The sequence below is a fragment of the Streptococcus marimammalium DSM 18627 genome (genome assembly GCF_000380045.1).
Classification (GTDB): domain Bacteria; phylum Bacillota; class Bacilli; order Lactobacillales; family Streptococcaceae; genus Streptococcus; species Streptococcus marimammalium.
On record NZ_KB904358.1, the window covers coordinates 108,277 to 125,600 of the forward strand.

Genomic DNA, 17,324 nt, shown 5'->3' on the forward strand with positions numbered 1-17,324 from the left:
GAGATAATAATGTCAGATACATTTCACTTTGATATTGATAAAATTGCCAATAATCAGTTAGCTAAAACTGACAAAACAACAGATATTATTCTTGATGTAAAAGAAAAAACAGGGCAAATATCATTCTTAGAAAAATTAAGTCAAGACCAACAAGAAGCTATTAAAGAAAGAACTCCTCAATTAGTTGATGGGTTTATCACTGATCAAAATGCTCTGTTAGACTTTGGGCAATCAGCTGTTGAAGAGGTCAATGCTACCGTTAATCACATCTTGTCTGAGCAGAAGAAATTAGAAATTCCTCAGGTTGATGACCTTTTACAAAACACTAACCGTGAACTCAATGGTTTCATTGTTAAATATAAGGATGTGACACCAGCAGAATTAGAGAAAAAACCAAATTTTATTCAAAAATTATTCAAACAAGGCCGAAATACCCTTCAAGAATTTTATTTTGATGCTCAAAATGTTGAACAAAAAATGAACAGTATGGCTGCAACCATTGTCAAGCAAGAAGAAGTATTAGCAAGAAATATTGTTTCAGCAGAAATACTGATTGAAGATAATACCAAGTCGATTGAAAATCTTGTTGGTGTTATTGCTTTTATCGAGTCTAGTCAACAAGAAAGTGCTAATCGTGCTAAAACACTACAAGAGACAATTACTAAACTAGATAGTACAACGCCTGAATACCATGTTAAATCTGAGGAACTGGCAAGAATAACGGAAGTCATCAACACTTTGGAGCAACAACATACTGAATATATGAGTCGTCTTTATGTGGCTTGGGCAACAACACCTCAAATGAGAAATCTCGTCAAAGTCTCATCTGATATGCGTCAAAAACTAGGCATGCTTCGTCGTAACACAATTCCAACAATGAAATTATCTATCGCTCAGTTAGGTATCTTGCAACAATCTGTCAAATCAGGAGCAACAGCAGATGCCATTATCAATGCTAATAATGCGGCCCTTCAAATGCTCGCTGAAACCAGCAAAGAAGCTATTCCAGCGCTTGAGAAATCTGCTCAAAGTCCAACACTTTCAATTGCTTCTGTAACCAGTTTAGCAGAAAGTTTGGTGGCTCAAAACAATGGGATTATTGCCGCTATTGATAACGGTAGAAAACAGCGTGCCCAACTTGAAACAGCTATCATCAAATCAGCCGAAACAATTAACGACACAGCAAAACTACGTGATGAAAAAATTGTTCAAGCTCTTTTGAACGAAGGAAAACTAACACAGGAACAAGTTGACAATAAGCCTGAAAATGGAGAAAACTAACAACTATTGAAAAACAAGTCACCATTGTGGCTTGTTTTTTTATAGGAAAAGCAAATTACTTTTTCAAGAATAACTAGCTGCTAAAATGAAGAATAATATGATATAATATGGGTTATGGATAAATTAATTAAGACAATATCGGCTACCGGTTATTTTCGTGCTTATGTGCTAGATAGTACCCAAACCGTTAAAAAAGCTCAAGAAAAACATCAAACCTTAGCAAGTTCTACAGTGGCTCTTGGTCGAACCTTGATTGCCAATCAAATATTAGCTGCCAATCAAAAAGGAGACAGTAAAATTACAATCAAAGTGATTGGTGATAGTTCTTTTGGCCATGTGATTTCTGTTGCTAATACCAAAGGGCATGTCAAAGGTTATATCCAAAACAAGGGAATTGATATCAAAAAAACAGCAACTGGGGAAATTATTGTAGGTCCACTCATGGGAAATGGACTTTTTGTTGTCATTACTGATTATGGCACTGGAAAACCCTATACATCAACAACTCCTCTAATCACTGGAGAAATTGGTGAAGATTTTACTTATTATCTCACAGAAAGTGAACAGACGCCATCAGCTGTTGGATTAAATGTTCTTCTTGATGAGAATGACCAGGTAAAAGTCGCTGGTGGTTTTATGCTACAAGTCTTACCAGGTGCTCCAGAAGAAGAAATTGCTCGCTATGAAAAACGTATTCAAGAAATGCCTGCCATATCTAGTCTCTTGTCTTCAAAAGATCACATTGAAGCCCTTTTAAAAGCTATTTATGGGGATGAATCCTTTAAACGATTATCAGAAGACGAACTATCCTTTCAATGTGATTGTTCTAAAGAACGTTTTCAAAAGGCTCTAGCTACACTTGGCAAAAAAGAATTACAAGAAATGAAAGATGAAGACCATGGTGCTGAAATTGTCTGCCAATTTTGTAACACTAACTATACCTTTAACGAAGAAGAGTTGGAGAAGATAATCAATGACAAATCTTAATAGCTCCTTTATGATTGGAGATGTTTTCATTCCACACAGAACTGTTTTAGCCCCAATGGCTGGTGTGACTAACTCAGCTTTTAGAACCATTGCTAAAGAATTTGGTTCTGGACTTGTTGTTATGGAAATGGTCTCAGATAAAGGGATTCAGTATAATAATGAAAAAACACTACACATGCTTCATATTGATGGGGAAGAACACCCTGTTTCTATTCAGTTGTTTGGTAGTGATGGAGACAGTCTAGCAAGAGCTGCTGAATTCATTCAAGAAAATACCAAGGCTGATCTTGTTGATATCAATATGGGCTGTCCAGTTAATAAAGTCGTGAAAAACGAAGCTGGGGCAAAATGGTTAAAAGATCCTGAAAAAATTTATTCAGTGATTAAAACCGTTAAATCTGTTCTAAATATTCCTTTAACTGTAAAAATGAGAACAGGCTGGGCTGATAGTTCACTAGCTGTTGAAAATGCTTTAGCTGCTGAATCAGCTGGTGTTTCTGCATTAGCCATGCATGGTAGAACAAGAGAACAAATGTATACTGGTCATTGCGACCACGAAACCTTAAAAAGAGTAGCAAAAGCTGTCACTAAAATCCCTTTTATTGGTAATGGTGATATTAAGACTGTCCAAGATGCAGCTTATATGATTGATAAGATTGGAACAGATGCTGTCATGATTGGACGTACAGCTATGAATAATCCTTATATTTTTACTCAAATTAATCATTATTTTGAAACAGGTGAAATCCTACCAGATTTACCATTCAAAAGAAAATTAGATATTGCATTTGATCATTTAACACGTCTTGCTTCTCTTAAGGGAGAGCACATTGCTGTTCGGGAATTTAGAGGGCTTGCCCCACATTACTTGCGTGGAACATCTGGCGCAGCCAAAATTCGTGGTGCTGTCTCAAGAGCAGAAACCATTGAAGAAATTGAAAATTTGTTTACTCAAGCTCGCATGAGCTTATAAATAAATTGTTACCTTATTGAAAATTAAGCATTTTTTATAAAATGATAACGTCATATAAAGTTAGGAGAAGTATGTTGATTGTATTAGCAGGAACCATTGGAGCTGGGAAGAGCTCCCTCGCAGCTGCACTTGGAGAACATTTAGGAACAGAAGTCTTTTATGAAGCTGTTGACAATAATCCCGTTTTAGATCTTTATTATAAAGATCCAAAAAAATATGCCTTTTTGTTGCAAATTTTTTTCTTAAACAAACGCTTCAAATCTATCAAAGAAGCCTATAAAGCAGATAATAATATTTTAGATCGTTCAATCTTTGAAGATGAGTTATTTTTAACAATTAATTATAAAAATGGTAATGTCACAGAGACTGAATTAAATATTTATAAAGAATTATTAGAAAATATGCTAGAAGAGTTAGAAGGCATGCCTAAAAAGAGGCCAGATTTACTCATTTATATTGATGTCTCATTTGAAAAAATGTTAGAGCGGATTAAAAAACGTGGTCGTGATTTTGAACAAATTGCCGAGAATCCTGAATTGTACAATTATTACAAACAAGTTCACGGAGAATACCCTGAATGGTATGAAAACTATAATGCCTCACCAAAAATTAAAATTAGCGGTGATGAGTTTGATTTTATTGAGAATCCCAAAGATCTACAAACTATTTTTGAAATGGTTGATAAGCAATTAAAAACCCTTGATTTATTAAACTGACTAAAAACCCTTGAGAGCTTAATGCTCTCAAGGGTTTTTAGTTATCTGGATGAACAATTGTAAAATACAACTGTTTTTTTCTTATCCCAATTTTCAAAATATTACCAGAGGTTAATTCTCCCGATAAAATCAATTCTGATAAATGATCTTCAACTTTTTCCTGAAGGGTTCGACGTAGGGGTCTTGCTCCCATTTCACTATCATAACCTTCTTTAGCTAAATAATCTAGAGCAGATGGTTGGAATTTAAGAATAATATTTTTTTCTGCTAAAGCTTTTATGAGAGGTGATATCATAATCTTAATAATTGCACGCATATGCTCTGGCATTAAACTATGAAAAACAATCTTTTCATCAATACGATTGATAAATTCTGGACGATAAGCTCTCTTTAATTCTTCCATGATACGTTTTTGCATGGCTTCGTAATCATTAGAATAATCTTTTGCACCAAATCCAACTGTCTTATCATCACGAAGGGCAGTTGCACCAAGATTACTTGTCATAATGATAATAGTATTTGAAAAGTCTACCTTACGACCTCTACTATCTGTTAGTACACCATCATCAAGAACTTGTAATAAAACATTAAAGATGTCAGGATGAGCTTTTTCTACCTCGTCAAAGAGAAGAACTGAATAAGGTTTATGACGAACTTTTTCAGTCAATTCCCCACCCTCATCATAACCGACATAGCCTGGAGGTGCACCATTTAAACGACTTGCTGAGAATTTTTCCATATACTCACTCATATCAAAACGAATAAGGGCTGATTCATCATCAAATAGAATTTCAGCAAGGGCCTTGGCTAATTCTGTTTTACCAACTCCTGTCGGTCCAAGAAACATGAAAGAGCCAATCGGACGTTTACCGACTCTAATACCAGATTGATTACGTCTAATGGCACGACTAATACTTGATACCGCCGCATCTTGTCCGATAACACGTTTATGCAATTCTTTTTCCAAATTGAGGTAGCGCTGAGCGTCTGTCTGAGAGAGTTTGGTAACTGGTATTCCAGAGAGTTGACTAAGCGTTTTCTTAATATGATCCTCATCAACAGGAACTGGGTCTAGATTTTCACTTTCATCTTCCTTAGCTAACCATTTTGATACCTGATTTAATTTCCCTGCCATTAAAGCTTTATCAGCTTTTGATAAGGTTTCAGGGGTTGTTTTTTTAACTAGAGATTGTACGGTTGCACTCGCCTCATCTAGTAAATCAATGGCCGAATCAGGTAAATTTTTATTCGTTAGGTAACGATGAGCCAGTTGAACAGCTGTTTTAACAGCCATATCACTAATAACAACATTATGATATAATTCATAACTCTTCTTTAGACCTAATAAAATCTGATAGGCATCCTGAACACTCGGTTCATCTACTAAAATTTTGGCAAATCGACGAGAAAGAGCTGCATCTTTTTCAATATGTTTTTGATATTCATCCTGAGTAGTTGCACCTACTGCTCTGAGGGTGCCACGGGCAAGTGCTGGTTTTAAGATATTTGCAGCGTCAAGTGTGCTGTCAATGCCACTACCTGAACCCATAATGGTATGAAGTTCATCAATAAAAAGAATGATATGACCATCAGCCTCAATATCTTCAATAATTTGATTCATCCGCTCTTCAAAATCACCACGAAATCGAGTTCCCGCAACGACACTCATCATGTCAAGCTCTAACACTCTCATATCAGCAATTTCATACGGCACATCACTTGTTACAATACGCTGAGCAAGCCCATAAGCAAGAGCTGTTTTACCAACACCAGAATCACCAACCAAAACAGGATTATTTTTAGTTTTACGGCTTAATATTTGAACCATTCGTGTGATTTCTTTTTCACGTCCAATCACAGGATCAAGATTACCTAAACGAGCCATTTCTGTTAAATCTCTAGTAAATTCTGATAATTCTCCAATTGATGATGGGGGTTTCATTAAATCAGAAAAATGACTATTTTTATTTTTTTGTGGTTTTAATAAATGTTGAATATTTTTTAAATCTTCTTTTGAGAAACCAGCATGACGTTCAAGTGATTTACGAAGATCGATAAGACGTAATTTGGCATCGCTATCTTTCATCTTAAAGCCAGCCAATTCTAAGATGCGAGTTGACAATAAATCAATATGTAACAACATAGCAAATAAGACATGTTCTGTCCCAACCTCTTCATCACCAGTCACTTGACTAATAGCTTGAGCAAATCTTAGTGTATGTGCTAAAGCTTTTGATTGTTCAAAAAAAACTAACCCTTTAATTTTTTCTTTAGGTATTTTATTAACAGCTAATCTTGCGGCTTCTTCATAGGCTCTTTTTGGAACAAGATTATCAAACTCTAAAAAAACGTGTCCTGCAATCGAATCGGGTACGTAAATCATTGCCAATAAGATATGCCAGCTTTCTAAATAGAGACTGTCATATCTAGCTGCTTGATACTGTGCATGTTTAAAAACATCATGCATTTTAGGAGAATATTGAATCATAAATGAGGTCCTTTTCTATCTAATTGTTGTAAAATTTTTTTAAGCATACGAGCACGAATTTGGGGAGCAAAATTTCCTAATACATCATCCATCGAGGTGGCTAGTATCAAGTTTCCTTCACGCTCACTAATAATTCTTTCATCAAATAAGACTTGAATCAAATCTGTAAAAATTTGCTCACTTATACGATCACCAATTGTTTCTGACAACTCTCTTAACATCTGGTGATTATCTGAATAGCGAACCTTACAAATTCTGATATAGCCTCCTCCTCCACGTTTACTCTCAACAATGTAACCCTTACTTTCAGGGAATCGGGTTTTAATCACATAATTAATCTGACTAGGAACAACTTGAAAGGTATTAGCTAGACTAGAACGTCTGATTTCTGCAATACCAGATTGAGCTAATATCTGTTTAATATACTCTTCAATAATATCAGATATATTTTTCGAACTCATCTCAAACTCCTCTCTATCATCTTTGACTATCTCTGACTATTATACCGAAAATACTCATATTTGAAAACCAAAAAACAAGATAGAGCTATTGATTGAAACAAAAAAGATGGGAAACCCACCTTTTTTGTAATATTACTTGTTGAGTGCCGCAGCCATTGTTGCTTGAACTTCACTTTCAAAGTCATTGGCTGCTTTTTCAATACCCTCACCCACTTCAAAGCGTGTAAATGTATCAACAGTTGCATTTTTAGATTCAAGAAATTGTTCTACAGTTTTACTATCATCCATAATATAAACTTGAGCAAGTAATGTGTATTGTTGATCTACTTGAGTATTATCAAGTAAGAAGCGATCTATCTTACCTGGAATGATTTTATCCCAAATTTTTTCTGGTTTACCCTCAGCTTTAAGTTCTTCTTTGATAGATTCTGTTGCTTCAGCAAGAACACTATCAGTTAATTGTGCTTTTGAACCATATTTAAGGAATGGTAGAGCCGGTTTATTAACCATAGCACGACTTTCGTTATCAAGTTCAATCTTATGGTTTAATTGTGCTAATTCATCATGAACAAACTCTTCACTAAGATCCTTATATGATAAAACAGTTGGTTTCATCGCAGCAACATGCATAGCTACAGATTTAGCAAGACTGTCATCTTCACCATCAAGAACAGTGATAACACCAATACGACCACCATTATGTTGGTAAGCACCAAAAACTTGACTATTTTCTTTTTCAACAAGTGCAAAGCGACGGAACGAAATTTTTTCACCGATCGTTGCTGTTGCTTTAATATAAGCTTCTTCCAATGTTTCACCAGAAGCAACGGTTAATTTAAGTGCTTCTTCATTGTTAGCTGGCTTGTTATCACCAATGATTTGAGCTGTCTCATTAACAAGAGAAACAAATTGCTCATTTTTAGCAACAAAGTCTGTTTCAGAGTTAACTTCAACCAATGCTGCAACATTTCCGTTAACATAGATACCAGTTAAACCTTCAGCAGCAACACGGCTTGCTTTTTTAGCAGCTTTAGCCATTCCTTTTTCACGAAGAAACTCAATTGCTTTTTCCATGTCACCATCAGTTTCAACTAATGCTTTTTTAGCATCCATAACACCAGCACCAGTTTTTTCACGTAATTCTTTTACTTGAGCTGCAGTAATTGCCATTATAAATTTCCTCCATGTTATATTAATTTCTAATGAAAAACGAGACAGAGCGGTTTGCTATTTCTGCCCCGTTTATAGACGTTATCATCAAAAGTAGTGATTATTCATTTGTACCTTCAACAACTTCAACAAGTTTCTCAATTGACTCAGCTGATGCTTCTTCATTGACTTCTTCACTTACCATTTCATCAGCAACAACTTCCATTGAGTCTTCTCCTTGACGACCTTCAATAACAGCATCTGCTAATTTGCCAGTAATAAGTTTAACAGCACGAATAGCATCATCATTTGCTGGTATAATGATATCAATATCATCTGGATCAGCATTTGTATCAACCATAGCAACTACTGGAATACCTAATTTTTTAGCTTCTTTAACAGCAATTTGCTCTTTATGAGGGTCAACAACATAAATCACATCTGGAATACGAGGCATATCAGCGATACCACCCAAGAATTTTTCTAAGCGATCACGTTGTTTGTTAAGAAGTGACACTTCTTTTTTAGGAAGAACATCAAATGTTCCATCTTCTTCCATTTTGTTAATTTCTTTAAGACGTTTGATACGTTTTTGGATAGTTCCCCAGTTGGTCAATGTTCCACCTAACCAACGATGATTAATGTAGTATTGACCTGCACGAAGTGCTTCTTCTTTAACAGCATCTGCTGCTTGTTTTTTTGTTCCTACAAACAAAATAACAGCATCATTAGCTGCAGCATCACGAACAAATTCGTAAGCTTGTTCTGCTAATTTAACGGTTTGTTGAAGGTCAATAACATGAATACCGTTACGTTCTGTAAAGATGTACTTAGCCATCTTAGGGTTCCAGCGACGAGTCTGATGACCAAAGTGAACACCAGCCTCAAGAAGTTGTTTCATTGAAATTACTGCCATGAGTATTTCTCCTTTTTTTGTTTTTTCCTCTCTTGAATTTCAACTTGCCATCTCACTCTAACGAGCAACAAGAAAACAATCCATTCAAAATGAGTATTTGTCATAATAAATGACTCTACTATAATATCAAAAAAGTGTAAATTTAACAAGACATTTATCTCTATTTTAATTTTCATAGGAAAATCCTAAATTACTCTTAAACATTTGAGAATATTTAAAATTTTTCTAAGAGAGACAATCAATCCATTAAAGGTGCATTTGAAGAATCATGGAATACAATTTTACTATCACTCCAAAATAGCTCATCAATCAGTTGACGCTAACAAACGTTCTAATTATTTGAATAAAAAATTGATTTTAGTAAGGTAGCAGTGATCATTTGAATATGTAGTTTGACAAATTCTACAGTTTTAAGCTAACATATTAATAATGCAATGATTTCTCAGTTATGTTGAATTATAATATAGTAACTATAAGTCTGTTAAATCCTTCTTGTCATATAGTGAACGCCACTTTTGAAAAACAATTTTCCCATTTTTCCTTTAGTCAACCTATTTAAATCTTTCTCAACTACAAATTATATGAATTAAAAAGTGGATAAACAACTCACCAAAAGAAGTATTAGAAAACAAATTTCCTAGAAAATCTTTATAGTTAAGCTAATTGGGAATTACCATTAGTTTTATATTTTCTATCAAAAAATCTTCTAAGATTTTACTTGACGAAATCTTATTTTTGCGTTAGAATAATTACTTGTGGCGGTATAGCCAAGTGGTAAGGCACGGCTCTGCAAAAGCTTGATCGTCGGTTCAAATCCGTCTACCGCCTTACAAAACATTTTCATTCATTTTCATAGACAATAAAAAACGCTCAATAGAGCGTTTTTTGTTTTTTAAAGTTAATTAAAACTAGATGAAGCTAAAAATTTCTGGTAAAATTTCTGCATTTTCATCAGAAATATAAATTACTTTTAAGGTCTGTAAACTTTTAAGTGTGAAGGTAAAACCTTGATAGCTACTGGTAGAGCATCTCCTTCATCACCATCAACGTTGACTGTTAATGGTTCATCAGTTTTTTCTAGTGTTATGTTTAATTCTTTTAGTTTTTCATAACCAATACGTTGATTAGAATTGTCTACACCAAATAAAAGACTTGGGACAGATTGTAAGGTTTCCAATAAATTAGAGTCCTTTAAATAAACAAAGTGTAACAAACCATCATTGACTTCAGCCTCAGGCAAGAGTTGTTCAAAACCACCTATTGAATTGGTTAAACCTATTAATAAAGTGCTACTTTTAATCTCTTTTTCCTTACCATCTACTGTCACTTTAAAGTTATAAGATTGATGTTCTAGTAAACTTTTAAATCCTGATACAAAATAAGCCATTTTACCAAGTTTAGTCTTATCTTCTGAGTCGACATCATTGATAGCTTCTGGAATTGTTCCAATAGCGACAACATTCATAAAATAGGAATCATTAATTTTACCAATATCTAATGGATGTAAATTGTCAAAGTCAATTGAATCGATAGCTTCTTTTGGATCAAGTGGAATATTAAGGGCACGAGCCAAATCATTAACTGTTCCTAATGGGAAAAAACCAAAATAAGGTCGGTGGTCTTCTTCTGCTAAACCACTAATACCTTCATTAACTGTCCCATCACCACCCATAACAAAAACACTATGGAAGTGATCTTTAGCTGCTTCTTTAGCAAAATCTCTAGCATCACCACCTTTTTTGGTGTGTTTCACTACAACATCATCAAAATAGGTAGCTAGCTTGTCTTTAGCCATATCTTCAAATTCTTTAGCTTTTTCGCCTCCTGAGCTTGGATTGACAACTAATAATACACGTTTCATTTTTTTCTCCTTTATTACCAAATCGTTAAACGGTCTTCTTTTTTACGCCACATTTTATCTGTTTCTTTCACATCAAAAGTTGTAAAGAAATCATTAAAATTAGCCACTTGAATATTAGTTCTAAGATGACCTGGGGCGTGAACATCAATAGCCACGATCATTTGCATGTATTCTTCACGCGCTTTCATACGCCAAATTTTAGCGAAATTAATGAAATAGTCTTTGGCTGAAAAGTCTGCTTCTTTTTTGGCTGCTTCTAAAGCACAAGCCAAACCACCTAAGTCAGCTACATTTTCAGAAACGGTTAATTTGCCATTAACCTTGGCACCATGCGACTCTTGACCATCAAACTGAGCGACTACTTTATCTGTTCTTTCTTTAAAGGCCTCATAATCTTCTTTTGTCCACCAATCTTTTAAGCTACCATTTTCATCAAAGGAAGCACCATTAGTGTCAAAAGCATGGGAAATTTCATGAGCTATCACTGCACCAATACCACCATAGTTAGCAGAAGAACTTTGTTCTAGTGAATAAAATGGTGCTTGAAGAATAGCTGCAGGAAAGACAATTTGGTTTTGTTGTGGATCATAGTAGGCATTGACCATGTGTGCTGGCATGTGCCATTCTTTACGATTCACCGGCTTATTCCACTTGCTCCAAGAATAAGCAATCGAAATCTCAGCCAATTTTTGTGCATTATCAATCAAACTAATCCTATCATCAATAATCTTTCTATTATAAGTTTCTGGTAATTCTTCTGGATAGGCAATATGTGAAGTGATAACATTTAGTTTGGTGATAGCTTTTTGGCGTGTCTCTTCTTGTAACCAATCATTTTTTTCTAAGCGATCCTTATAAACACGAATCATAGTCGCTACTTTTTTTTCAACATCAGCTTTTGCTTCTGGGGAGAATTTCTCACCCGCATACCATAAACCAAGTGCTTGATTGTATGGTCCTTGTGCAAGGTAAAAAGCTGCTTTTTTCTTATCCATTGCTTGAGGGGTTCCTGAAATCGCACGCTGATATTCACCAGATAAGATACGAATCTCATCTGTTAAATATGATGTCCAGTGTTGTGCAGCTAATGAAAGGAAAGAAGCCTTTAAAGCAGCCCAATTATCTTTTGAGTAAAATTCATTGGCAAATTCCGTCCAAAAACGTTTCTCAGGGACAATAATCTTATCTGGGATTTGCCCTAAAATTTCTTTGAAAAAGTCATCAAGTGGCAACTCAGGCACTAATTTTGTAAATTCTGACCATTCATAAGGATGGTATAATTTAGCATATTCTGATGACTCTTCGCTTGATAAAACGTACTTAGCTAATTTGTTATCAAGAGCAATTATTTTATCTAATATATCTTTAACATCTTCTTTTGAAAAACCAAATAAAGGCAAAAGTTTTTCTTGATTGGCACGCCAAATAGCCAATAATTCTTTACCTCTTTCATTATTCTCATCATAGAAAGTTGTATCAGGCAAAATAGTTCCCGGTGCATAAGCCCAAAGCACATTAGTTCTTGCATCCATAAAATCTGGCGACGTACCAAATGGCATTAAGTTGGGTTTGCCTTTCTTCTCAAGACTAGCTAGCTTTTGGGTAAACTCTTTAAAGCTTTTCATTTCCTGATATTCTTTAATAAGAGGCATAGCAGGAGCAACTCCTAATTTTTCTCTTTTATCAAAATCAGACACCAGGTGATGGAATTTGACAAAGTTTTTTAAAATAGCATCATCAGGAACGTCTTTACCTTCTAACCAGCCATCAGTTGTCTTAAGCATGAGTTTTTCAATCTCATCGGCTAAATCATAAAACCCACCAGTGGCTGGCTTGTCATCAGGAATAACAGCTGACTCAATCCAATCGCCATTAATACCATTGTAAAAATCATCTTGTAATCGAACCATATATCGACCTCAATTTCTATTAATATACCTTCTATTCTATCAAAAATAGGGGTGAAACGCATACTAAATACTTAATATTTCAATAAAATATATTCTATGATATACTGATAAAAAAGGAGGAATAATGATTTTGGCAAAAAATATTGAAATCAAAGCACGCATTACAGATTACCAAAAAACGAAAAAGTTCTTTCATCAATTAACTCAGGTAGAACCTGTCACTTTAAATCAACGAGATACTTTTTACCATTTTTGCTTTGGTAGGCTAAAACTCCGTCAAATTAACAATAAAACTAGTGAATTGATTTTTTATCAAAGACCTGACCTTTCCAGCTCAAAACTTTCCAACTATAAGATATGGAACATTAACAAGCCTAAACAATTAGATAGGGTGTTAGGAGTAGTTTTGGGACGTGTTGGCATCGTTGAAAAGACACGTCTACTCTTTTTAAAAGATAACGTTCGCTTTCATTTAGATCATGTTAAAAACCTTGGTGATTTCATTGAATTAGAATATATGATTTTAGATAATGAACCACTTAAACAAGCTCAAGAAAAGGTAGAGACTATTCTTGAAAAACTTAATATTTCGGATACTGATTACATATCAGTTGCTTATATAGATTTATTAAAAAAGGAGGATTCTTATGACAGCTGACATTAAACCAGAAATTACCATGGACGCCCTTGAAAAAATCGATATTCGTTGTGGCACCATCTTAAGGGTTGAAGATATTGAAGCATCAAAAACTCTTGTCAAATTAACTGTGGATTTAGGAGAAAAAGAACCAAGAACAATCCTTTGTGGTCTTAAAGAAGAGCGGCAAAATCCTCGTGAAATTGAAGGAAAACAGGCATTATTTGTTGTTAATTTGAAACCTCGAAAACTATTTGGTCACATCTCTTATGGCATGCTATTTGATATTGGCTTTGAAGATGGCATCACACCTGTTCTTGCGATGCCAGAAAAACAAATTCCAAACGGAACACGCGCTGGTTAATTTAAATGTAATTATGATAAAATCCTCTCTAAATTAGAGAGGATTTTATTATGTGACTAGTAGTAAAATTTGTTATGAAGTGTTAATTCTATCACATAATGTAAGCGCTTTTAATGTTAAAATACAGGTGAATTCAGCTTAAATTAAATTTCAAGGAGGATACTTATGGTGAAAAAACGACGTTTACCTAAAAGCATTATAGGCCTATCGGCATCATTTTTATTAGCCTTAATGGCTGAGGGTATTATTACCCCAGTGCATGCCAATGATGAGCAACTTTCTACTGTCACAACTACTCAGGTAGAAAACCAACCTGAACCAACTGATAATCAAAATAATGTTGATCAAATTGCTGAATTCGACACTAAAACAGAAGTCACTCCTCAAGAAGTGATAGCCCCAACGGTGACCGAAACTGGCGATTTACCAAAAGAGCCTGCTGTCGAGACGGATACCATAGCAAAAGAGCCTGTTGTTGAAAAAACAGCAATAGCTCCAATCACCTTAGAAGAACAAACAGTTTATCTATCAGAATCAAATAAAATAAATATATCTATTGAAACCCCTGAGACTGACATTAACTGGCAAATAAATGGATTGCCAGAAAAAACTTATATCATTGAAGACGGAACCTTTACAGGTGAACAATTAATTAATGTTTCTGATGTTCAAACTACTAGTGGACAATATAAAGCTACTCTTACGATTAAACCTCTCTTAGGTGAGGATTTGAGTCTACGATGGCCAAATAACATTAGAAGAAGTTTTCGTGATTACATGAAAACCTATGTTTTAGAAGGACATAATAGTGCTGGTGAGCTCATTGTTCAAAAACCACTGACCTTTAGACCATATGAAAGCTATCAAACCTATGAAGAAATGGTAGCTTTTGTTGATGACACCATGACTAATCATGCTAATGACCGTTATGTCAGCCTAGAAGTCATTGGTCAAAGTGCACAAGGTCGTGATTTGAGAATGGGAATCATTGCTGATAAAGAAAAAGATGTCTCTGATTATCTTGAGCACCTAACACCACAAATGTTAAACAATCCTGCTAGTCTTATCAAACAAATTGCTGAAGGCAAACTTGATTACAAGGTCCCTATCATCATCAACAACACTCATGCTGATGAGCAACCAGGGATTGATATTATCGCCTTTCTTTTTAACGATTTTGCTACTAAAGACACTGTTAGCTATCAAACACTAGATGCTAATAAAAATAAGGTCTCAGTCTTACTAAAGGTTAAAGATTTACTTAAACATGCCATTTTAATCTTTAATTTTACCGAAAATCCTGATGGTGATTTATTAAATACACGCTCCCTAGTTAATGGTATTGACCCTAATAGAGATGCAGGTTATCAAGCCAATCCAGAAACTCGTGCAATAGCCGCTCAAATCTCAAAATGGAATCCTGCTTCACTCTATGATGTTCACGGCTTTGTTAAAGAATTTTTAATTGAACCTGCTACACCACCACATGATCTTAACTTTGAGTATGATTTATTAGAAAAAACCATGTTAGAGCAAGCAAAAGCCATGGGAACAGCCGGTATTACAAGTTCTAAATATACTAGCTTTATTATCCCAAGACTTGATTATGGTGCTGGATGGGACGATGCCTTCTCAGGCTATACTGCCGTTTATTCAATGCACCATGGTGTGTTAGGTCATACTGTTGAGATTCCTGAAATGAACCAGCAATCCTTCTATGCTGGATATGCTGCTGTGTTAGCTGGTATTGACTACAATATTCAAAATAAAGATATTATTACAACCAATCGTCTCAATTATTACCTCAGAGGTATCAATAAAATTGAAGATAAAAATGCTGAGAAACAATTTATCGGTCCTAATGGTAACGTTGTTGGACGACCAAAAGGAAATAATCCTAAATTCTTCCCAGATTATTATGTGATCCCAATGGGACTTTCTACTGAGAGCGATAGTCAACAAGCGTTTGAGATGATTGCTTACCTCAAACGTAATGGTATTATCGTCAATGAATTAACCAAGGATATTGGTAGTTATAAAAAAGGTGACCTCGTCATTGACATGGCACAAGCAAAACGCGGCTATGCAAACCACGTCCTCTATAAAGGAAATGATGAGTCTGCTTGGTCAGGAATGTATGCTGAAGTGGTGATGAATTTCCCAGCAATGAGAGGTTTCAAAGCTGAAGCTATCTTTAGTGAAAATCTCTTTAAAGATGCACTAGGACAACCAACTCATCAAATGGCACCTAGAACTATTGTTGATAAAAAAGCAAGCTACTATATGATACATAACAATTCTCTTAGTAGCATTCAAGCTGTTAATACCCTCTTAAAACAAGGAGGAAAAGTCTACCTAACAACTGATGGCTATGTAGTAAAGACACCTGATTTTAGTCGTCTCTTAATGGATTTTGCTTTATTAGGATCACCACTTTATAATAAAGAACCTATTGGTATACCACTAAAACCGATGAAAGTCTATGCTCCTGGTAATCCAAATAGAATTCTTGGTTATCCTTCTGTTTCTGAAGCTACATTGTCTCTTACTCAAATGGGATTTGAAATTGTTAATAGTCTTGATGAAGCAGATGTACTTGTTTTGGATAGCAATCAATTTGATGCAGATCTTCTTGGTAAAAAACCAACGCTCATCATTGGTGGCTCTGCTATGAGAAAGCTAGAAAGACTTGGTGTCTTAGATGGCTTTGATGCTGAAACACAAGATAATGGCGACTCTTATGAAGGTCTCCTAAGAGCTCTAGTTAATAAAACCAATCCACTCTCTAATGGTTATCGAGCTAATGACCTCGTTTATTCCAATTCAGGTAGCTGGATTAAATCATTACCACCAACCTTCAAGCAATTATTATCAGTTTCTTCTGACAATGATTTTTACATTTCTGGTTGGTGGCCAGGTCATGATGCTGTTAAAGGTCAAATAATGGCTATTGATGGTACTTATATGGATAATCCACTATTTATCTATGCGGGTAATCCAATGAATAAACTTCACACCCTCTACTTCTATCGTTGGGTAAGTAATGCTGTATTGCGTGGTGAATTGACTGACTTTAAAGTATTATCAGAAACTCCTGATAAAGATATTATTGTTATCGATCATAACCACACCCAAATGGCTATCAAAACTCAGCCAATGGCAAATCAACAAACAGCAACTACATTACCAAAAACAGGTGATGAATCAACTGTTGTTTGGATATTAATCGGTCTTGCAGCAACAGCTAGCTCTGGACTTTTAGCCTTCAAATGGAAGAAAAAATAGTCTAATGACCTCATCAAAAAAACCTCTGTTTTTAACAGGGGTTTTTAAATTGATAAATTTAATAAGATTAAACACGTTCTGTATTTAAGTCAATAATCAGATGATCGCAAGTCTCACAAGCAAAAGTAACTGTTTTAGGTCTTCCTAGTAATTTTGCATTGGTTTTTAACTTGATACCATCCGTTACCCAAATACCAGCCAAAGCTTTTTTATCAGCTGGGCTCCATTTCAAGGCATAACGATCACCATAAATGAATCCTTGAGTCATTTCTTTGTGACATTTTGGACACTCCATA

Annotated in this window: 14 protein-coding genes and 1 tRNA gene; 8 read left to right on the forward strand and 7 right to left on the reverse strand. The window is 35.0% G+C overall.

Translation table 11 applies throughout. The features are described 5' to 3' along the window. Positions 1 to 9: 9 nt before the first annotated feature. From A3I1_RS0105970 to A3I1_RS0105985, 4 genes are all read left to right on the forward strand, one after another. On the forward strand, positions 10 to 1,281 hold the full coding sequence (locus tag A3I1_RS0105970; protein WP_018370376.1) for a toxic anion resistance protein: 1,272 nt from the start codon (positions 10 to 12) through the stop codon (positions 1,279 to 1,281). A 114-nt stretch (positions 1,282 to 1,395) separates the two neighbouring features. Beyond that, entirely contained in the window at positions 1,396 to 2,268 is an 873-nt protein-coding gene (hslO, locus tag A3I1_RS0105975) for an Hsp33 family molecular chaperone HslO (RefSeq protein ID WP_018370377.1), read from the forward strand. Next, a complete protein-coding gene (dusB, locus tag A3I1_RS0105980; RefSeq protein WP_018370378.1) occupies positions 2,255 to 3,241 on the forward strand; it encodes a tRNA dihydrouridine synthase DusB in 987 nt (328 codons plus the stop codon). The genes hslO and dusB overlap by 14 nt, the downstream gene beginning before the upstream one ends. Before the next feature lie 71 nt (positions 3,242 to 3,312). Continuing rightward, on the forward strand, positions 3,313 to 3,957 hold the full coding sequence (locus A3I1_RS0105985) for a deoxynucleoside kinase (RefSeq protein WP_018370379.1): 645 nt from the start codon (positions 3,313 to 3,315) through the stop codon (positions 3,955 to 3,957). Between the two features lie 37 nt (positions 3,958 to 3,994). Here A3I1_RS0105985 and A3I1_RS0105990 read toward each other — a convergent pair whose 3' ends face one another. From A3I1_RS0105990 to rpsB, 4 genes are all read right to left on the reverse strand, one after another. Continuing rightward, on the reverse strand, positions 3,995 to 6,445 hold the full coding sequence (locus A3I1_RS0105990; protein WP_018370380.1) for an ATP-dependent Clp protease ATP-binding subunit: 2,451 nt from the start codon (positions 6,443 to 6,445) through the stop codon (positions 3,995 to 3,997). After that, positions 6,442 to 6,906, reverse strand: coding sequence for a CtsR family transcriptional regulator (locus A3I1_RS0105995; protein ID WP_018370381.1), 465 nt, complete (start codon positions 6,904 to 6,906; stop codon positions 6,442 to 6,444). Before A3I1_RS0105995 ends, A3I1_RS0105990 begins: the two co-directional genes overlap by 4 nt. 132 nt (positions 6,907 to 7,038) lie before the next feature. Then, positions 7,039 to 8,079, reverse strand: coding sequence for a translation elongation factor Ts (tsf, locus tag A3I1_RS0106000; protein WP_149031805.1), 1,041 nt, complete (start codon positions 8,077 to 8,079; stop codon positions 7,039 to 7,041). A gap of 97 nt (positions 8,080 to 8,176) precedes the next feature. Continuing rightward, positions 8,177 to 8,971, reverse strand: a complete 795-nt coding sequence (gene rpsB / locus A3I1_RS0106005; protein ID WP_018370383.1) for a 30S ribosomal protein S2 — start codon at positions 8,969 to 8,971, stop codon at positions 8,177 to 8,179. A 757-nt stretch (positions 8,972 to 9,728) separates the two neighbouring features. Between rpsB and A3I1_RS0106015 the strand changes: the two genes are divergently transcribed. Next, positions 9,729 to 9,799 (forward strand) — tRNA-Cys (locus tag A3I1_RS0106015). A 142-nt stretch (positions 9,800 to 9,941) separates the two neighbouring features. Here A3I1_RS0106015 and A3I1_RS0106020 read toward each other — a convergent pair. Together A3I1_RS0106020 and A3I1_RS0106025 are read right to left on the reverse strand one after the other, a co-directional pair. After that, positions 9,942 to 10,832 carry a diacylglycerol/lipid kinase family protein gene (locus tag A3I1_RS0106020; RefSeq protein ID WP_018370385.1) on the reverse strand — a complete coding sequence of 297 codons (891 nt, stop codon included), beginning with the start codon at positions 10,830 to 10,832 and terminating at the stop codon, positions 9,942 to 9,944. Between the two features lie 14 nt (positions 10,833 to 10,846). After that, complete coding sequence (locus tag A3I1_RS0106025; RefSeq protein ID WP_018370386.1) at positions 10,847 to 12,742, reverse strand: M13 family metallopeptidase; 1,896 nt, start codon at positions 12,740 to 12,742, stop codon at positions 10,847 to 10,849. A 124-nt stretch (positions 12,743 to 12,866) separates the two neighbouring features. On the opposite strand from A3I1_RS0106025, the gene A3I1_RS0106030 reads away from it, so the two are divergent. The 3 genes from A3I1_RS0106030 to A3I1_RS0106040 all read left to right on the forward strand — a co-directional run bounded on the left by A3I1_RS0106030 (position 12,867) and on the right by A3I1_RS0106040 (position 17,028). Continuing rightward, the gene (locus A3I1_RS0106030; protein ID WP_018370387.1) at positions 12,867 to 13,400 is read left to right on the forward strand and encodes a class IV adenylate cyclase; all 534 of its coding nucleotides are present in this window, start codon (positions 12,867 to 12,869) and stop codon (positions 13,398 to 13,400) included. Beyond that, complete coding sequence (locus A3I1_RS0106035; protein ID WP_018370388.1) at positions 13,390 to 13,743, forward strand: hypothetical protein; 354 nt, start codon at positions 13,390 to 13,392, stop codon at positions 13,741 to 13,743. The genes A3I1_RS0106030 and A3I1_RS0106035 overlap by 11 nt, the downstream gene beginning before the upstream one ends. 165 nt (positions 13,744 to 13,908) lie before the next feature. Further along, positions 13,909 to 17,028 (forward strand): LPXTG cell wall anchor domain-containing protein, encoded by a 3,120-nt coding sequence (locus A3I1_RS0106040; protein ID WP_018370389.1) that lies wholly within the window; start codon positions 13,909 to 13,911, stop codon positions 17,026 to 17,028. A gap of 67 nt (positions 17,029 to 17,095) precedes the next feature. On the opposite strand, the gene A3I1_RS08250 is transcribed toward A3I1_RS0106040, so the two are convergent. After that, positions 17,096 to 17,323 (reverse strand): PF20097 family protein, encoded by a 228-nt coding sequence (locus tag A3I1_RS08250; protein WP_018370390.1) that lies wholly within the window; start codon positions 17,321 to 17,323, stop codon positions 17,096 to 17,098. Position 17,324 lies beyond the last annotated feature (1 nt).